Annotated in this window: 16 protein-coding genes and 1 pseudogene; 10 read left to right on the top strand and 7 right to left on the bottom strand. The window is 61.5% G+C overall.

What is annotated here, in order from left to right; all coding sequences use genetic code 11:
* Window positions 1-226: 226 nt before the first annotated feature.
* From ACXAHG_RS16820 to ACXAHG_RS16790, 7 genes are all read left to right on the top strand, one after another.
* The gene (locus tag ACXAHG_RS16820) at window positions 227-1,120 is read left to right on the top strand and encodes a LysR substrate-binding domain-containing protein (protein WP_475039218.1); all 894 of its coding nucleotides are present in this window, start codon (window positions 227-229) and stop codon (window positions 1,118-1,120) included.
* Window positions 1,121-1,338: 218 nt separating this feature from the next.
* Window positions 1,339-2,100 (top strand): DeoR/GlpR family DNA-binding transcription regulator, encoded by a 762-nt coding sequence (locus ACXAHG_RS16815; RefSeq protein WP_475039217.1) that lies wholly within the window; start codon window positions 1,339-1,341, stop codon window positions 2,098-2,100.
* Window positions 2,097-3,215 (top strand): ABC transporter ATP-binding protein, encoded by a 1,119-nt coding sequence (locus tag ACXAHG_RS16810; RefSeq protein WP_475059129.1) that lies wholly within the window; start codon window positions 2,097-2,099, stop codon window positions 3,213-3,215. The genes ACXAHG_RS16815 and ACXAHG_RS16810 overlap by 4 nt, the downstream gene beginning before the upstream one ends.
* 1 nt (window position 3,216) lies before the next feature.
* Window positions 3,217-4,479 (top strand): ABC transporter substrate-binding protein, encoded by a 1,263-nt coding sequence (locus tag ACXAHG_RS16805; RefSeq protein WP_475039213.1) that lies wholly within the window; start codon window positions 3,217-3,219, stop codon window positions 4,477-4,479.
* A 63-nt stretch (window positions 4,480-4,542) separates the two neighbouring features.
* Window positions 4,543-5,436 carry a carbohydrate ABC transporter permease gene (locus ACXAHG_RS16800; RefSeq protein ID WP_475039212.1) on the top strand — a complete coding sequence of 298 codons (894 nt, stop codon included), beginning with the start codon at window positions 4,543-4,545 and terminating at the stop codon, window positions 5,434-5,436.
* Window positions 5,433-6,233 (top strand): carbohydrate ABC transporter permease, encoded by an 801-nt coding sequence (locus ACXAHG_RS16795; RefSeq protein WP_475059126.1) that lies wholly within the window; start codon window positions 5,433-5,435, stop codon window positions 6,231-6,233. The genes ACXAHG_RS16800 and ACXAHG_RS16795 overlap by 4 nt, the downstream gene beginning before the upstream one ends.
* 28 nt (window positions 6,234-6,261) lie before the next feature.
* Window positions 6,262-7,062: a phosphodiesterase gene (locus ACXAHG_RS16790; protein WP_475059124.1), complete on the top strand. Its 801-nt coding sequence runs from the start codon at window positions 6,262-6,264 to the stop codon at window positions 7,060-7,062.
* 143 nt (window positions 7,063-7,205) lie between these two features.
* Here the strand turns inward: ACXAHG_RS16790 and ACXAHG_RS16785 are convergent.
* From ACXAHG_RS16785 to ACXAHG_RS16765, 5 genes and pseudogenes are all read right to left on the bottom strand, one after another.
* A pseudogene (locus ACXAHG_RS16785) lies at window positions 7,206-7,382 on the bottom strand (aromatic ring-hydroxylating dioxygenase subunit alpha); the annotation flags it as partial.
* Window positions 7,366-7,650, bottom strand: coding sequence for a hypothetical protein (locus tag ACXAHG_RS16780; RefSeq protein ID WP_475059122.1), 285 nt, complete (start codon window positions 7,648-7,650; stop codon window positions 7,366-7,368). The pseudogene ACXAHG_RS16785 and the gene ACXAHG_RS16780, both read right to left, overlap by 17 nt.
* A complete protein-coding gene (locus ACXAHG_RS16775) occupies window positions 7,602-7,805 on the bottom strand; it encodes a hypothetical protein (protein ID WP_475059119.1) in 204 nt (67 codons plus the stop codon). The genes ACXAHG_RS16780 and ACXAHG_RS16775 overlap by 49 nt, the downstream gene beginning before the upstream one ends.
* The gene (locus ACXAHG_RS16770) at window positions 7,806-8,132 is read right to left on the bottom strand and encodes a Rieske 2Fe-2S domain-containing protein (RefSeq protein WP_475039207.1); all 327 of its coding nucleotides are present in this window, start codon (window positions 8,130-8,132) and stop codon (window positions 7,806-7,808) included. It abuts the gene before it with no gap.
* A 38-nt stretch (window positions 8,133-8,170) separates the two neighbouring features.
* On the bottom strand, window positions 8,171-9,085 hold the full coding sequence (locus ACXAHG_RS16765) for a LysR family transcriptional regulator (RefSeq protein ID WP_475059117.1): 915 nt from the start codon (window positions 9,083-9,085) through the stop codon (window positions 8,171-8,173).
* Window positions 9,086-9,341: 256 nt separating this feature from the next.
* Here ACXAHG_RS16765 and ACXAHG_RS16760 point away from each other — a divergent pair, with 256 nt between their 5' ends.
* Window positions 9,342-11,759, top strand: a complete 2,418-nt coding sequence (locus ACXAHG_RS16760) for a GcvT family protein (protein ID WP_475059114.1) — start codon at window positions 9,342-9,344, stop codon at window positions 11,757-11,759.
* A gap of 96 nt (window positions 11,760-11,855) precedes the next feature.
* Here ACXAHG_RS16760 and ACXAHG_RS16755 read toward each other — a convergent pair whose 3' ends face one another.
* Window positions 11,856-12,761, bottom strand: coding sequence for a LysR family transcriptional regulator (locus ACXAHG_RS16755; protein ID WP_475059112.1), 906 nt, complete (start codon window positions 12,759-12,761; stop codon window positions 11,856-11,858).
* An 89-nt stretch (window positions 12,762-12,850) separates the two neighbouring features.
* Between ACXAHG_RS16755 and ACXAHG_RS16750 the strand changes: the two genes are divergently transcribed.
* Entirely contained in the window at window positions 12,851-13,579 is a 729-nt protein-coding gene (locus tag ACXAHG_RS16750; RefSeq protein WP_475039200.1) for a hypothetical protein, read from the top strand.
* 6 nt (window positions 13,580-13,585) lie between these two features.
* Window positions 13,586-14,650, top strand: a complete 1,065-nt coding sequence (locus ACXAHG_RS16745) for a D-cysteine desulfhydrase family protein (RefSeq protein ID WP_475059109.1) — start codon at window positions 13,586-13,588, stop codon at window positions 14,648-14,650.
* An 84-nt stretch (window positions 14,651-14,734) separates the two neighbouring features.
* Here the strand turns inward: ACXAHG_RS16745 and ACXAHG_RS16740 are convergent, their stop codons facing one another.
* Window positions 14,735-15,685, bottom strand: coding sequence for a GlxA family transcriptional regulator (locus ACXAHG_RS16740; RefSeq protein ID WP_475059106.1), 951 nt, complete (start codon window positions 15,683-15,685; stop codon window positions 14,735-14,737).
* Window positions 15,686-16,622 lie beyond the last annotated feature (937 nt).

Genomic DNA, 16,622 nt, shown 5'->3' with positions numbered 1-16,622 from the left:
CCAACTCCTGTTTGCGGGTTTCCGGCAGCTTGGGCTGCAGCGGCAGAATTCCTGACGGTATCGCCCGGCAGGTGCTGATCCTGTGCCGGGGAATGATGCTGCATTCTGGCGTCATTCCCGCATCCGGCAATTGCAAAAATTTTCATCTTGGCTTAGCTGAATTTGCCCAAGACCAAGAAAAGAGACATGCAGCAATCAGCATTTCCTGCAAAAGGATAAAGCCGCCTTGCCCAAGCGCCCCTATGACCTGCCCCGGATGAGCTCCCTGGTCAGCTTCGAAGCCGCTGCCCGGAACACCAGTTTCAAACTGGCCGCAAGCGAGCTGAACGTCACCCCCGCCGCGGTCAGCCACCAGATCAAAACGCTGGAGCGGGAGCTGCAGTGCAGCCTGTTCAACCGCTTTCACCGCGGTGTCGAGCTGACCGAAAGCGGCGCCTATCTGCTGGTCGCCCTGCAACGGGGGTTTGAGGGGATCAGCGATGCCTTCGAGCAGCTGCGGGCCCAGCACGGGCGCAGCTCGGTGACGGTCCGCTCCAGCACCGCTGTCAGTTCGCTGTGGCTGACGCCGCGGCTGGCCCATTTCTGGAAAAGCTACGAGCATATCTCTGTGGCACAAATCGTCAGCGATATTGAAAACGCCGCCGGCGATTGCGATCTCAGCCTGCACTACGGCGACATGTCCCGTGACAGCGGCCATTGCCGGGCGCTGTTCCGGGACCGGATCATGGCGCTGTGCAGCCCGCGGTTTGCCGCCCAGCACCGGATTGCCAGCGTCGCGGACATCGCGGATGTGCCGCTGATCCATCTCGACTCGCTGGAAACCGGCGGCACCGACTGGCAGGGCTGGGCGCAGGCCCTGGGTTATTGCGGGCCGCTGAAATCCACCCACCGCGTCAACAATTATGTCATCGCCCTGCAGGCCGCGCAGGACGACATGGGGGCGGTGCTGGGCTGGGAGGGCCTGACTGCGGATCTGGTCGCCTCCGGCAAGCTGGTTAAGCTGCTGCCCGACACCATTTCGGCGCCGCTGGAGTTTTATGTCAAGCTGCACAACCAGGCATCCGACCGCGCCAGACTGGTATTTGACTGGCTGACCGGGTTCTCCAAGAAAACACTTTGATTTCACAGGCTGCCAGCCAGCGGCAAAACTGTTGGATTGCGGTCTCCTCAGCATCGCGCAACGCCGGACACAACCCGCTTGGACCACTTTGTCAGGTCTGTCACAGCCATCGGCCGCTGCCCTGCAGCGAAGCTGAAGCTTGACCGTTGCGCTCTTTTGAGCAGAATAGTCATGAGATTGTCACATAATATGCTCATATGAGCACTATGAGGTGGGATATGAACAGGCAAACAGCGATTCTCGAAACAGCTCAATCCCAAGGCAAGGTCCTTGTGGATGAGCTGGCAGAGCAAATGCAGGTGTCCGCGCATACGATCCGCCGCGATATCAATGCCCTGTGCGAACAAGGCAAACTGCGGCGGCTGCATGGCGGCGCCGAGTTTATTGAAGGCAGTTCAAACCTGCCCTATGCCACACGTTCGACGCTGAATGTCGCGGCCAAGAAACAGATTGCCGGGCAGGTGGCTCAGCTTATTCCTGATGGCGCCACCTTGTTCTTCTCAATCGGCACTACCCCGGCATTGGTGGCCGCCGCCTTGGCAGGGCGTGAAGGCCTGACCATCATCACCAACAATCTCAACGCTGCCATGGCCCTGTCAGAGGCCCCCGGCGCACGGATCATTCTGCCCGGCGGTGCGATGCGGCTGCCAGACCGGGACATTCTGGGCGCCCAGGTGCTGGATCTGTTCCGCGGCTACCGCGCCGACTTCGCGGTCTATGGGGTAGGCGGCATCGACAGCGACGGCAGCCTGCTGGATTTCCACGAGGAAGAAGTACAGATCCGCCAATGCCTGCGCCGTAACGCACGCTCCTCAGTTCTGGTGGCGGATGCTTCAAAATTCGGTCGCCGGGCTGCGGCCGTCGGCGGACGTCTGGAAGAGGCGGATCATATCGTGATCGACCAGCGGCCTGGGCCGCCGTTTAACGCGTTGCTGGAGCCTCTGGACAGCCAACTAATTGTCGCAGGAGAGCAGCCATGACCTTTCTCGCTCTGGAAAAGATCAGCCGTCAGTGGGATGGGCAGGGAGGAGTGCAAGACATCAGCCTGAACCTGGCCCAAGGGGCATTCATGTCCATCCTGGGGCCGTCGGGCTGCGGCAAGTCGACTTTGCTGCGGCTGATTGCCGGGCTGGAACAGCCGCAATCGGGGCGCATTCTGATTGACGGCAAAGACGTAACGGCCTTGCCCGCGTCACAGCGCAACCTGTCGATGGTGTTCCAGTCCTATGCGCTGTTTCCGCATTTGAACGTTGCTGAAAACGTGCTGTTCGGGCTCAAGGTGCGCCGGATCAGCCGCAGCGAACAGGCCAAACGCCTGGCCAAAGCACTGGAGATGACCGGCCTGCAGGGGCTGGAACGGCGCAAGCCTGCCCAGCTGTCCGGCGGCCAGCGGCAACGGGTGGCGCTGGCCCGTGCAGCGGTGGCGGAAAAACCCCTGTGCCTTATGGATGAGCCGCTATCGAACCTGGACGCCAAACTGCGCCATTCGGTGCGCCGGGATATCCGGGCGCTGGCGCGCACGCTGGGGCTGACGGTGGTTTACGTGACGCACGACCAGGGCGAGGCGATGAGCCTGTCTGACACCGTGGTGCTGATGAACGCTGGCCGTATCGAACAGGCCGGCAGCCCAGCAGAACTTTACAGCAGCCCTGCCTCAACCTTTGCTGCGCAATTCATCGGTGAACCACCCGCGGCGCTGATTGAGGGCCCGGCGCTGGGTCTGGACAGCAGCGTTCTGGCGGGCATCCGCCCCGAAGCCATTCAAATCCTGCCGCGGGCGGCAGGAGATCTCACTGCAACTATTGAAGATATCGAGTTTCTCGGTTCGGAAACCCGCCTGGCGCTCAACAATGCTGCAGCCCGCGGGCTGGCCGCCATTCTTCCGGCTGATGCGGAGTTCTCGCTTGGCCAGGAAGTCGGAGTGTCCATTCCAGAGGAAAGCCGGCTCCTTTTCAACGCCCGCACGGGGAAGTTGGAAAAGGAGCCTCAGCAGAATTCCGTGACGCGCATTCGCCAAAACACAGCGTCCGGAACAGGGCCCAAGGCCCCCCGTCACCTGAACTTGTCACCTGAACTTGCCCAGAAGGAAACTTGATATGACCCGTATGCCTGCCTTGGCGGCCATTCTTGCCGCATCGACTGCTATCGTCAATCCGGCGGCAGCAGAGACTGAATTGACGATGTATTATCCGATTGCCGTTGGCGGCAAGCTCACCGAAGTGGTTGACGGTATCATTGGCAAATTCGAGGATCAGAACCCGGATATCAAAGTCAATGCGATCTATGCGGGCAACTACGACGACACCCGCATCAAGTCCCTGGCCGCTTTGGAAGCAGGGGAGCCCGCCCAGCTGGCGGTTATGTTCTCAATCGACGCCTATGACCTGATCGAACAGGACCTGGTGGTGCCATTTGATGATCTGGTCGAGGGGGCTGAGGAAGAAGCCTGGCTGAACAGTTTTTACCCGGCTCTGATGGCAAACGGCAAAATCGAGGGCAAGACCTGGGGTGTCCCCTTCCAGCGCTCGACCATCGTGGCCTATTACAACAAGGACATGTTCCGCGCGGCCGGCCTGGATCCAGAGAAGGCCCCGGCCTCCTGGGATGAGCTGGTGGATATGGGCAAAGCCCTGACAAGCGATGCTCATCACGGCCTGATGATCCCCTCAACCGGCTACCCCTATTGGATGTTCCAGGCGCTGGCGATCCAGAACGGCAAGGAGGTTATGTCCAACGACGGCGTCACCACCTATTTCGATGACGAAGCCGTGGTCGATACGCTGGAATTTTGGCAATCTCTGAGCCAGGAACATGGCATCATGCCCGAAGGCACCGTCGAATGGGGCACCCTGCGCCAGGCCTTCCTGGAAGGCAAAACCGCGATGATGTGGCATTCGACCGGCAACCTGACCGCGGTCAAAAACAATGCCGAATTCGACTTTGGCGTGGCAAAGCTTCCTGGCAATGTGCGGCTGGGCTCGCCCACCGGCGGCGGCAACTTCTATGTCTTCAAGGACAGCACCGCTGAGGAGAGGGAAGCCGCGCTGCAGTTGATCAAGTTCATGACCGCGCCGGAGCAGGCCGCCGAATGGTCGATCGCCACCGGCTATATGGGCGTGTCGCCTGCCGCCTACGAGACCGAAGCGTTGAAAGCCTACACCGCGGAATTCCCGCCCGCTCTGGTGGCCCGCGACCAGCTGGAGCATGCGGTGGCCGAGTTTTCGACCTTCGAAACCGCACGGGTGCGCGATGGGCTGAACGCAGCAATCCAATCGGCATTGACCGGCGAGAAATCCGCCGCAGACGCTTTGGGAGAAGCGCAGGCCGCCGCTGAACGCCTGCTGCGCGCCTACAAGTAAGGCGCAAACTCTGTCCGGGGACCGGGTCATCTGCCCGGCCCCCGCTTTCAGCCAGGAGACAACATGACGGACATCTTTGCACTGGAACGCCGCCGCCGGGCGATCAATGGCTGGCTGCTGCTCAGCCCGGCCCTGGTCATGCTGTCGGTGTTTGCCTTCTACCCCTCGATTGCCACTGTCGTGACCTCGCTCTGGTCGCGCGGCACCCGCCGCCGGCCTGCGGAGTTCGTGGGGCTGGAGAATTACCAGTATCTGTTTGAGGATCCCACCTTCTGGCTGGTGGCGTGGAACAACCTTCTTTATGCCGCCGTCACCATCCCGGTCTCCATTGCTCTGGCGCTGGCCATGGCGCTATGGGCGAACTCGAAAATCCCGGCACGCAGCTTTGTCCGCACGGCCTATTTCACGCCGACTGTGCTGCCAATGATTGCAGCTGCGAACCTGTGGCTGTTCTTTTATACGCCGAGTTTTGGCATCCTGAACCAGATCGGCGCGCTGTTCGGGGCAGAACCGGTGAACTGGCTGGGCCAACCCGGCACAGCATTATGGGCTGTCTGTGCGGTGACGATCTGGAAAGAAGCCGGTTTCTTTATGATCTTTTACCTGGCGGCCCTGCAGACCATACCGCCGGACCTGAAGGAGGCCGCCGATATCGAGGGCGCCAGCCGCTGGACCTATTTGCGCCGGATCGTGCTGCCGCTGCTGATGCCGACCACGCTGTTCATCCTGGTCAATGCGATGATCAATTCGGTCAAGCTGATCGACCACCTGTTCATCCTGACCAAGGGCGGGCCCTCCGACAGCTCCAAGCTGATCCTCTACTACATCTGGGAAAATGCCTTTGCCTATTTCGACCGCCCCGCCGCGGCAGCCATGACTGCGCTGGTGCTGGGCGTGTTGGGCCTGCTGGCAGCCTTCCAATTCCTGGTGCTGGACAAAAGGACCCATTACAGATGAGCCGCTATATCGAACCGGTCCTGGCAATCGTGCTGGCGGTGTTGTGGATCTCACCGCTGATATTTGCCTTTTGGGCCGCGTTCCATGACGTAAGCGATGCCGTGAATTTCCGGTTGAGCGCCCCGCTGACGCTGGACAACTTCCGCACGACTTGGGACGGCGCACCCTGGCTGCGCTATTTCCTGAACACCTTTCTGCTGGTGACACTGATCCTGGCGGGCCAGTTCTTCCTGTGCACCCTGGCCGGTTTTGCCTTTGCCCAGACCGAATTCCGCGGCCGGGACACCCTGTTCATCCTGGTTCTGCTGCAGCTTTTCATCCTGCCTGAGGTTCTGATCGTCGAAAACTACCGGGTTGCCGCCACCCTGGGAATTCTGGACAGCCTGACCGGGATTGGCGCACCCTATATGGCGTCGGCCTTTGGCATCTTTCTGATGCGGCAGGCCTTCAAATCTGTGCCAAAGGAGCTGGAAGAGGCCGCCCGGGTCGAAGGCTGCTCAACCCTGGGCGTGCTGTGGCGGGTCTATGTGCCGGCGGCACGGCCCACTTATCTGGCCTATGCGCTGGTGTCAGTTTCGACCCATTGGAACAACTTCCTGTGGCCATTGATCGTGACCAACTCCGAAAGCACGCGGCCGCTGACCGTTGGCCTGTCGCTGTTCGGGGCGCCGGAAAACGGGGTGGATATCTCGGTGATCTCTGCTGCCACCGTGATGGTGATCGCGCCGCTCCTGATCCTGTTCCTGGTGTTCCAGCGGCAGTTTGTCCAGGCCTTCCTGACCGCTGGTGTCAAATGACGCCGGCCCCGAAACGGACACGTTAACCATGATCAGAATCCTGCAGATCTCAGACACGCACATTCTGCCGGAAGGCCAGCTGTTTCAGGGCCGGATAGACACTGCCGCCGCCCTGACCCGGCTGCTGCACGGATTGAAGCAGCTGCTGCCCCGCATCGGCCCGGTCGCGCGGATTGTAGTATCCGGAGATCTGACCGAAACCGGCTGTGCTGCCGCCTATGGCCATTTCCTGCGGCTGATGCAGGATAGCCCGCTGCCCTGGCTGGCTACTCCCGGCAATCACGACGCCCGGGCGCCGATGCGCGCGGCACTGCAGGGCAGGGACTGGATGCCGGCAACCGGCCCGGTTAACTGGCAGCAGGATCTGGACGAAGTGATCCTGATCGGGCTGGACACGCTTGTGGAAGGGGCTGCACATGGCGAACTGAGCCTGGAAACCTGCAACTGGCTGGATGCGCAGCTTGCCGGTGCAGGCGGGCGCCCGGTTCTGCTGTTCCTGCATCATCCGCCGGTCGGGACCGGGATTGCCGCCATGAATGAAATCGGGCTGAAGATGCCTGAACGCCTGTCAGAAATACTGGCCCGTTACCGCGGCCCCTTGCAGATCGGCTGCGGCCATATACACCGCATGAGCATGGGCATCTTCGCCTCCTTCCCGCTGGCCACTGCACCGGGCGCCTCACACAGCATTGCGCTGGATCCGGAGGGCAAGGGCCCGCTGGCTTGGGTAGAGGGCGGCAGCGGCGCCATTTTGCACAGCTTTGATGGCCGGTTCCGCACAGATCTGATTACACTGCACGACTTCGGCACCGCCGTGGCCTTTTCCTGATCGGCAGGGCAAAGGCAGCAGAAAGCGCCTTGCCCGGATCGCCTGGCTTCAAATGGGTGCAGCCGCCTTTTTTGCTCCGCGCTGATCTGCCTTTGCAGGCGGCGGCTGAACAGCAGCGGGCCGGCCTCAATCGCCGAGTCTGCATTGCGTGTTGTTTTCCCGTCCATGACCTTTTGCACCTCAACCAGAATGTCGAGACCCAGGTCGAAGGCGAATTTGACAGAGTCGCTTATTTCCTGCGAGATTTCTGCATCATCCGGATGCACATTCCGGATCTGGAACCAGTAGTAGCGCGTGGTTTTCTCATCCACCGGGGTCATGAAGTTGTAGCTGTCCATCCGGCAGATTGCCCGCGTCACCGCCGTTACCGGCAGGTGTAAAGATCGCCTTGATATAGGACAGCGACGGATAGCGGACCTCGTAATGCTGCTCGCGGTCGCAGTTGCCCCCACACGGCACCAGTTTCTTGTGAAAGGGCGCGGCCTCCACAAAATACATCCAGCGCGGCACGATTACCCCGTCATCGGTGCCGGCGACGGTCAGCGGCTCCCCTTCGCAAGCAGCATTGCTGAAGGAGTTTTGATGCACCCAAGAAACATGAGACGGTCGAGCAGGTTGTCGGTGATGCAAAGATAACTGCAAGGAAACGGCATTGCAGCGCCCATGTTGATACCCCAGGCGGGATTGTCGAAACGCTCCACCTTGAACATTTTGTCCGCACCCGCCAGCGCCGGACCGCCCAATCAGATCCAGACCAGGACACAACAGCTTTCGGCCGGATAGGAGCGAATGTTGGTGGCCGCCGGGATCTTGTCCTGACCGGGGACAAGCACGCAGCCGCCAGCGCAGTCAAAGGTCGTCCCGTGGAAGCCGCATTCGATTTGGTCACCCTTTGTACAGCCCTTGCGCAGTGGCAGCTTGCGGTGCGGGCTGGCGTCGATCCTGACGACCGGTGCGGCGGCTTCGGTGCGATAGATCACGATCTTTTCGCCCAGCACTTTGATCTGGCGCGGTTCGCGGGTGACTTCGCTGTCCCAGACAGTGACACACCAGGTGTTGCGGAGATACATGTTCAGCCTCTTCTGTCTGAGGCGCCGGGAATAGCGGATCAGATTGCCTGCTGCCGCCGCGGCAGCCCGCCGCTGGCACAGGCATTGATCAGCCAGCGGCGGATCCGGGCGATTTCCGGCTCGGCCTGAACGGCGCGGCGGCAGGTCAGGAAGTACCCGTTTTCTGTGCGCAAGCCGGTGCCGGGCAGCTCGGCCAGTTCGCCGCTTTCCAGCGCACCGTCATCCAGGCCGCGCCAGATAATAGCGATGCCGCGGCCTTCGATCGCAGCATGAACCACATGCGGATAACTGTTGAAAAACAAGGTTGCCGGATCCGGTTCGTATTCGATGCCGAAACGCTCGAAGAAGGATCCGAACCACAAGATGCCGTATTCGCCGCGGTCCAGGTGCAGCAGCGGCAGACCGGTCAGCTCCTGCAGCTCTGGCCTGCGGCCAGCTAGTCCAAGCCGGTCCAATAGAGCGGGCGCGGCGGCCAGGCAGATATCTTCGGGGATCAGCCTTTCCGAATGCCATTCCGGATCCGGGTGCGGGCCAAGCCGTACATCCAGATCCGGCAGGCTGCCCTCCGCATGGAGCCCCAGCGGTCCCACGGACAGGTTGATCTGCAGATCCGGATAGACCCGCTGCAGACGCGGGTAAAGCTGCATCATCCGGAAGTAGGCAAAGCCGTGGCCGCAGCGGATGCGGATTTCTCCCGGCCCCTGCTGGCGGTGCAGCTCCTGCGCCTTTTGCGAAATGGCGCCAAGCCCTGCATCAACCGCCGCAAAAAACTGCTGCCCGGCGGCGGTCAGCACCATCCGCTGGTTCTGACGCAAAAACAGCGGGCAGCGCAGGTGCTCCTCCAGGTTTTGAACATGGCGCGACAGGCTGGACTGCGACGTGCCAAGCGCTTGCGCCGCGGCGCTGACCGAGCCAAGCGACGCAACCGCGCGAAAGGCCGCCAGCGCGTTCATTACAGGGAGCAGAAAGGAATCGGTTTCTGGCGGCATCTCAAAGGTTCCCGTGTGAACGTCATCGGGAAACTACACGGAAATTCATGCGAAAAAAGCATGGATTGGCGCTCCCAAGAAGCCGTTTAAGTTTACGAAACGACTGCTAAAGAAAAAATATGATTTTTTTCAATATATTACCTCACCCTCAAGAATTGAACAAATGCCTCCACGCGCTGTTTACCGCATCATTTTGGCAAGAAACCAATTGGAGGGCGCCATGCCTGAGCAGCGCAATATTGTCATCATCGGCGGCGGGGTTATCGGCCTCAGCCTGGCTTACCACCTGGCAAAGAAGGGGGCAGAGGACATCCTGCTTTTGGAACGCAACCAGCTGACCTCCGGCACCACCTGGCACGCGGCAGGCATTGTTGGCCCGCTTCGCTCCACCTTCAACATGACCAAACTGGCGTCAAGGGCGCTGCAGACCTTCCCGGAGCTGGAGCAGAAAACCGGGCTTGCGACCGGCTATCAGCAGACAACCGGCTATTGGATCGCCCGGCGGCCGGAACGGATGGATGAGCTGCACCGGATCCACGCGATGGCCGGCTATACCGGCATGACGCCGGAAATCCTCACGGGCGAAGAAGTGGCTGCCCGGGTGCCAGGGATCAGCGCCGAAGGTATCTACGGCGCGCTGACGCTCAAGGAAGACGGGCAGGTCAACCCGGTCGATCTGTCCATGGCCTATGCCAGGGGCGCCCGCAGCCGCGGAGTGGAGATCCGCGAAGGGGCCGCGGTGGCGCGGCTGCTGCAGAAGGGGGGCCGGGTGGCAGGTGTTGAACTGTCCGATGGTACCCGGATCGAGGCTAACCAGGTGGCCCTATGCGCTGGCGCGTGGTCCAAGAAGCTGGCCGATGACGCCGGCGTGGTGCTGCCGCAGCACGCGGTCAAGCACATGTATGTGGTAACGGAGCCGATCGAGGGCTTTCCCAAAACCTTCCCGGTGTTCCGCGACATGGAAACCCATGTCTACATGAAGGGCGACGCCGGCAAGCTGCTGGTCGGCTGGTTCGAGATGGATGCCAAACCCTGGGATCCCCATAGCCCCGAGGGCGACCGGCCATTCCTGGAGATGGAAGACGACTGGGAGCAGGCCGAACCCTTTATCGAAGCCGCTTTGACCATGTTTCCGGGGCTGGAGAGCGCCGGCATCCAGCATTTTCTGAACGGACCGGAAAGCTTTACTGCGGACAGCCGTCCGCTGGTGGGAGAAACGCCCGAAATGCAAAATCTGTTTGTGGCGACCGGATTGAACTCGGTGGGCATTATGTCCTCGGCCGGCGTTGGCGACGCATTGGCAAGCTGGATGATTGACGGCGAAGCCCCCAGCGACCTTTGGGATATCGACATTCTGCGCTGCGATCCTTTGCAGTCCGGCCATGCCTACATGGAGGACAAGATGAAGGAGTCCGTCGGCAACAATTTTGCCATGCACTGGCCGTTCAAACAGCCCATATCCGGACGGAACCTGCGGCTGTCGCCGCTGCACGGGCAGCTGGATCAGGCCGGTGCAGTCTGGGGGGTTGGCGGCGCCTGGGAACGCACCCGCTGGTTTGCACAGGATGAGGCCGAGAAGAACCTGCCCTACGCCGCAGGCCCGCAGACATGGCAGTATGCAGCCAACCGCGAGGCACAGGCCATGGCAGCGGGTGTTTCATTGATTGACCTGTCGATGTTCACCAAAATCGACGTCTCGGGGCCGGATGCGCTGGCGCTGATGCAATGGGTCAGCACCGCTGACGTGGACGTGGCGGCGGGCCGTGCCGTTTATACCGCCTGGCTGAACCAGCGCGGTGGCACCGAGGCGGACCTGACCGTGACCCGGACAGGCAAGGATTGCTTCCGGGTGACGTCCGGCGCTGCGACCCGGCGCAAGGATCTGCACTGGCTGCAGAAACAGGCCCGGCTGAAGGGTTTTGACGTGACCCTGGCCGATGTGACAGAAACAGAAGCGGTGATTGGCGTAATGGGGCCAGGCTCCCGCGCGCTGCTGAAAAAGTTGTCAGCTGACAACTGGGACGTCTTTGCCTTTTCCACAGCCCGAAGAGTCACAGTGGCAGGCGTTGCCGGCTGCGCTACCAGGATCAGTTTCGTGGGCGAGCTGGGCTGGGAAATCTCCGTTCCGGCAGGGCAGGGGCCTGTGTTGTTCGAAGCGCTGCGGGCTGAGGGCACGGGACTGCTTGGCATTCACGCCTTTGACGGCTGCCGGATTGAGAAAGGTTTCAAGCATTGGGGCCACGATCTGGGGCCGGACATCTCGCCGCTGGAGGCAGGCATCGGATTTGCGGTGAACTGGACCAAGGGAGAGTTTCTTGGGCGAGACGCCTTGCTGGCCCAAAAGGAGGGCGGCCTGACCCGCCGCCAGATCCTGCTGGAAGTGCAGGGCGATGCGCTGCTCCTGCACGACGAACCGGTCTGGGAAAACGGCGCCCGTGCCGGGCTGACCAGCTCCGGCGCTTGGGGGCCAAGGACGGGAAAGAATCTGTGCTTTGCCAACATTGCCATCGCACCAGGGGAAACTTTGGCCGCAACCCGGGCACGCAGGTTCGAGATCGAAGTAGCAGGGCGCAAATACAGCGCCGTGCCGCTGTCACAACCGCCCTATGATCCGGCTGGCCTGCGGATGAAAGGCTGAACCACCTTGGACCGGCCCGATTTACGGGTTCCTTGCCGGCCGGAGCCTGGCCGGCAAGGGAATGACGGAAGCCGGTCCCGCCGGAAAAGGGCTGTATCAGCCGGGCCCGTACGGGTTCTGCAGCTCTGCGATGAGCCGGCGCAGGCCTGGAATGTCCTGCGAAGCCGCCAGCGTAACACAGCGCAGCGGCCAGCTCAGCTCTGCGGCCAGCGGTACGGCGGCGACGTTGCTTTCCTTCGCTGCCGCCAGCACCTCGGCATCTGCGATAGCCCGGCCCGCTCCCTGCGCGGCCATGCTGATCAATGCCATTTGGGTCCGTGCCTCGGCACGGATATGAAAGGAAATATCATCGCGTCCGAACATCAGCTCCACGGCGCGGCGGAAGGGGCTGCTGGCAGGCAGCATAACCTGCGGCTGTTGCGCAAGCTCTGCCGCTGAGATGGCAGCGGCACCGGCCATTGGATCCTGCAGCGGCAGGACCGCCACGGGCTGGAGGCCGGCCAGACGCGTGCAGATGAGGTTCGGGTCGCCCGGATCGGACGAGATGACGGCGCAATCGGCATTGCCTTCCCTGAGTGCTGCAAGGCAGGCGCCTTCACTCAGAACATCCAAGTCAATTCTGAGCGCAGCGTGTTCTGCCATCAGCCTGCCTGCCGCAGCAGCGACCCGGGTATCGGCGGCCGCAGGAACTGCGGCCACCCTCAGGTGGCCGCCCGTGCCGGAGGCGATTTGCAAGGCAGTTTCCCGGATCCGTTCCAGCCCCTGGTAGTGCTTCTGAACCGCTTGCTGCAGGCTGTGCGCCGCCGCGGTGGGCGCAAATCCCCGGCCGGCGCGGTCAAACAGGGCAACACTCATCTCCGCCTCCAGGTCCGCAACAGCCCGGCTGATGGCCGGTTGCGAAACATGCAAAGCGTCTGCGGCCTTACGGGTGGAACGATGGCGGTACGCCATCTGGAAAATCTCGATCTGGCGGGCAGTGATGCGCATCCCATCCGATAACATGTGAGCATCGGAAAATTCAATAAGATGATTTTTCATGCATGAGCTGCGCCGGTATCTTGCGGACCATCCAAGACCGCAGGGAGATTGCAGTGACCTCCGAGACTGCCTTGATGCTGTTTGCCGTAACTGCCGGGGCAGGGGTGCAGGCCGGGACCGGGATCGGCTTCAGCATCATTGCCGCCCCGGTGATGATGGTATTGCTGGGCACCGCCACAGCGGTTCCGGTGCTGCTGTTGCTGAACACGCTGGTTTCCGCCGTGGCGATTGATTTGCAAGCCTGGCGGGGCAGCAGGCCTTTGATCCGCAGTGCGGTGTCCGGCTGCCTGATGGGAATTCTGCTGGGTCTGCTGATCTATCCGTATTTGCCGGAGCCTGTTGTCCTGGCCCTGACAGCGGTCCTGCTGCTGGCGGGTGTTGCCGCATCGCTGCTGCCGCGGGTCAGGGTGGCCGGGGCACGCGGCTTCAGGGCAATTTCCGGCCTCTCAGGCCTGGCCACCGTCTGGGCCGCAACCCCCGGGCCGCTGATGATGCTGGGCCTTCTTGCGGCCGGCCATACGGCGCTGGACTGCCGCAAGCTGGTGCAACCGGTGGCACTGGCGGCATATGGGACTGCGTTCGCGCTGCACTGCCTGTCCGATTGGGCCGCCTTGGCCCGTGCCCCCTGGCTTTGGCAGCTGACAGTGGCGGCGGCGGCCGGCAGCCTGCTGGGCCGCTTGGCCGGGCCGTATCTGCCGCAGGCGGTTGTGGTACATATGACCCGCGGGATTTCAATTTTCGCCTGTGCCGCCCTGTTCCGGCGCGCATACCTGGCTGTATGACAAAGGATGAAAGAACAGATGGACATCGGCAAGAAGCTGGCAGAGTTCCCCCGCGCCAGATTGATGAACACTGCAACACCGGTTGAGCGGCTGGACCGCCTGTCGGACCAGCTGGGCATCGACCTGTGGATCAAACGCGACGATCTGACCAGCCTCAGTTTTGGCGGCAATAAGACCCGCCAGCTGGAATTCTATATGGGCGAGGCGCAGCAGCGGGGGGCGGACACCATTTTGATCACCGGCGCGGTGCAGTCCAATTTCGTCCGCACTGCTGCCGCCGCAGCAGTGAAACTGGGAATGCAGCCCGTGCTGCAGCTGGAGGAACGGGTGGCCGATATGGGTGACCTGTATTACCGCTCCGGCAATGTGCTGCTGGCGCAGATTCTGGGGGCGGAGCATATGAGCTACCCTTTGGGCGAGGATGAAGCGGGTGCCGACAACGCGCTTCACGAACGCGCGGACCAGCTTCGGGCGGCAGGGCGCAATCCCTATGTCATTCATTTGGGTCTCGGCCATCCGCCGCTTGGCGCGCTTGGCTATGTGGCCGGCGCGGCTGAACTAGCCGCCCAGACCGGAGGATTCGATGCGGCTGTGGTACCATCCGGCAGCGGCGCGACCCACGGCGGTTTCCTGACCGGCTTGCGGCTGGCGGGCAAAACCGCACCGGTCTATGGCATTTGCGTGCGCCGCAGCCAGGCGCAGCAGCATTCCCGGATGCAGACTGTGCTGAGCGATCTGGCTGCGCTGATGCAGTTTGATCCGGCGCTGGTGACAGGCTGTATCCGTACCTGGGACGGCGCATTGGCCCCCGGCTACGGGCAGGTTGGGGCCGGCACCCGCGCTGCACTGCAGCTCATGGCCCGCAGCGAGGGGATCTTTCTGGATCCGGTCTATACCGCCAAGACATTTGCGGGGCTTCTGGGACTGCTGAATGAAGGGGTAATCCGCAAAGGGCAGAAAGTTGTTCTGCTGCACACCGGCGGGCAGGCCGCCCTGTTTGCCTATCAGGAGGAGCTGCAGGCACGTGGCCTCGCGAAATATGGCAATGCCGGCAAAAGCCCTCCGGAGTGAAACACCCCGGAGGGGACCCAGCTGCCAAGCCGCCTGCAAGAGGAGAGCGGCGCGGCGGACCGCACCGATGGGAGAGAAGGCGGCTTAGGCAGCTTTGGATGCGCGGAAACTGACTGGCGTGGCACCAAAGCTGTTGCGGAACAGCTTGATGAAAGATGACAGCGACTTGAAGCCGCAAGCCAGTGCGATCTCGGTAACCGGCATGCTGGTGTCCTCGACCAGGCTGCGGCCCAGTTCCAGCCGCTGCGCGCGGTAGAATTTCACCGGCGAGGTCCCGAGATGGCGCAGAAACATCCGTTCCACCTGGCGCACCGACAGGCCGATCCCGGCCGCAATCTCATTGACGGGCAGGGGCTCTTCCATATTGGCCAGCATCAGATCAATGGCTTTTTGCAGCTTGGGCGGCACCCCTCTGTAGCGGTCTGCCGCAGAGCAGGTCTGCGCCCGGCCGCCGCTGCGGGCAGATTGCAGCAGCAGGTAGTTCCGGATCTTGCCCGCGGTTCCGGCACAAATTTTGTTCTCCACCCAATTCAGGGCAAAATCCATTGCCCCCAGCTCACCGGAGCAGCTGAACAGATTGCCATCCCGGACAAAAATTGAGTCCTCGAACTCCACATGGGGCAATGTCTCACGGTTGGCCGGCAGCCGGGACCAGTGGTCTGTGCCGCGTCTGATATGGCCCGATCGCGCAATCACCCGGACGGCAGCCCCCATTGCGCAGACTGGGGTCGCCGCGGTGCGGCAGCGGCGCACCAGGTCCAAAACCGCCACTTCTTCGTCTGCGGTCAAATGCTGGCCGGAGCAGATCACATAAACATCAGGCCGGGGCTGTGCCTCCGTGCTGCGCAGACTGTCCGCCAGTACCCCGTCCGGCGCCACCAGCACCTTGGAGCGCGACCTGATCGGTGCCCCATCCAGTGTCAGCAAAGAGACCTCAGCACAATCGCCGCTGGACACCGTCTGCACTGCATCAAGCACATCGGTCAGCGAAGTCAGGCTGAGCAGCGAAAACCCCCCAGTCAAAAGTATTGCCACATTGTGATATCGCCGCGGCCGTTGGTGCAATTGGGCCGCGGCGGCCGGAAAGGCATGAAGCTGTGTCATCTGTCTGCTTCCTGTCTTGCTAAGGTGTTGCGCCAGATGCCGGACGGCAGAGCCCGGGCCCGGCGTGCGCAGGCTGGCCTCTGCGCCTGCGGCGGCGGCGTGCAATCGGGTGCTGGCGGCCAGTCATTCTTTGCTCCTGTTGATCTCTGTACCGGTTGGCGCTGCGGCGATTGCCGCCGATAGGGCAAGCCAGCCCGGCCCAGAGGTGACGACACTATTTTGCCACCAGATAATGGGTCCTTCTCAAGACCCATTAATTGAGAAATGATATACCCACTTTAAAATGACACATGCCGCTAGTCGGGGGTGCGCGCCCCTGGCACGTCCTTGTAAGCCCCATTCAGAAATGCCATCGGCAGTGCAAAGCAGGAAAGTCACCGCATAGCACTACAGTAACAAGGCTTTTCAGCCCGCGGATATCAAATATCGAAGGACTGGAAAGCCTTGTGGGTAAAGGGGATGCCTAAAGCGATTGTGACCTTGCGAGCTTAATGATCAACGCTAGGAAAACCGCCGCCACTGACGGTATCGCAATAAATGTGATCGGGATGCAGAAAAACACTGCGCCATGTCTTGCGATCAACTCGTCGCATTCCAAAAGTTCGAAAGGCAGGTATCCCATCAGTGCGATTAACACGGCACCAGTTAGGAATATCGCTCCCTTGAGCATTACAGATTGCTCGCCTCTTTTTTAATGAACTATGAGCCGCCTTTGTTGGTATATTTACCACCGCAAACCTGTCAATCACCGATAGCCTGCACCTCTGTGAGCGATACTTGAACCGCGACTCTTGTCTGGGTCCAGGGTAGGTGGCTCACCTCATTTCCTCTAGCATCTTTTCCCGGAAGACCTCTGCTGGGGTCTTCC

Source organism: Leisingera sp. ABD4_442 (genome assembly GCF_056160905.1).
The sequence above is the reverse complement of the archived record's forward strand: the minus strand, read 5'-3'. Positions and strand labels throughout refer to the sequence as shown.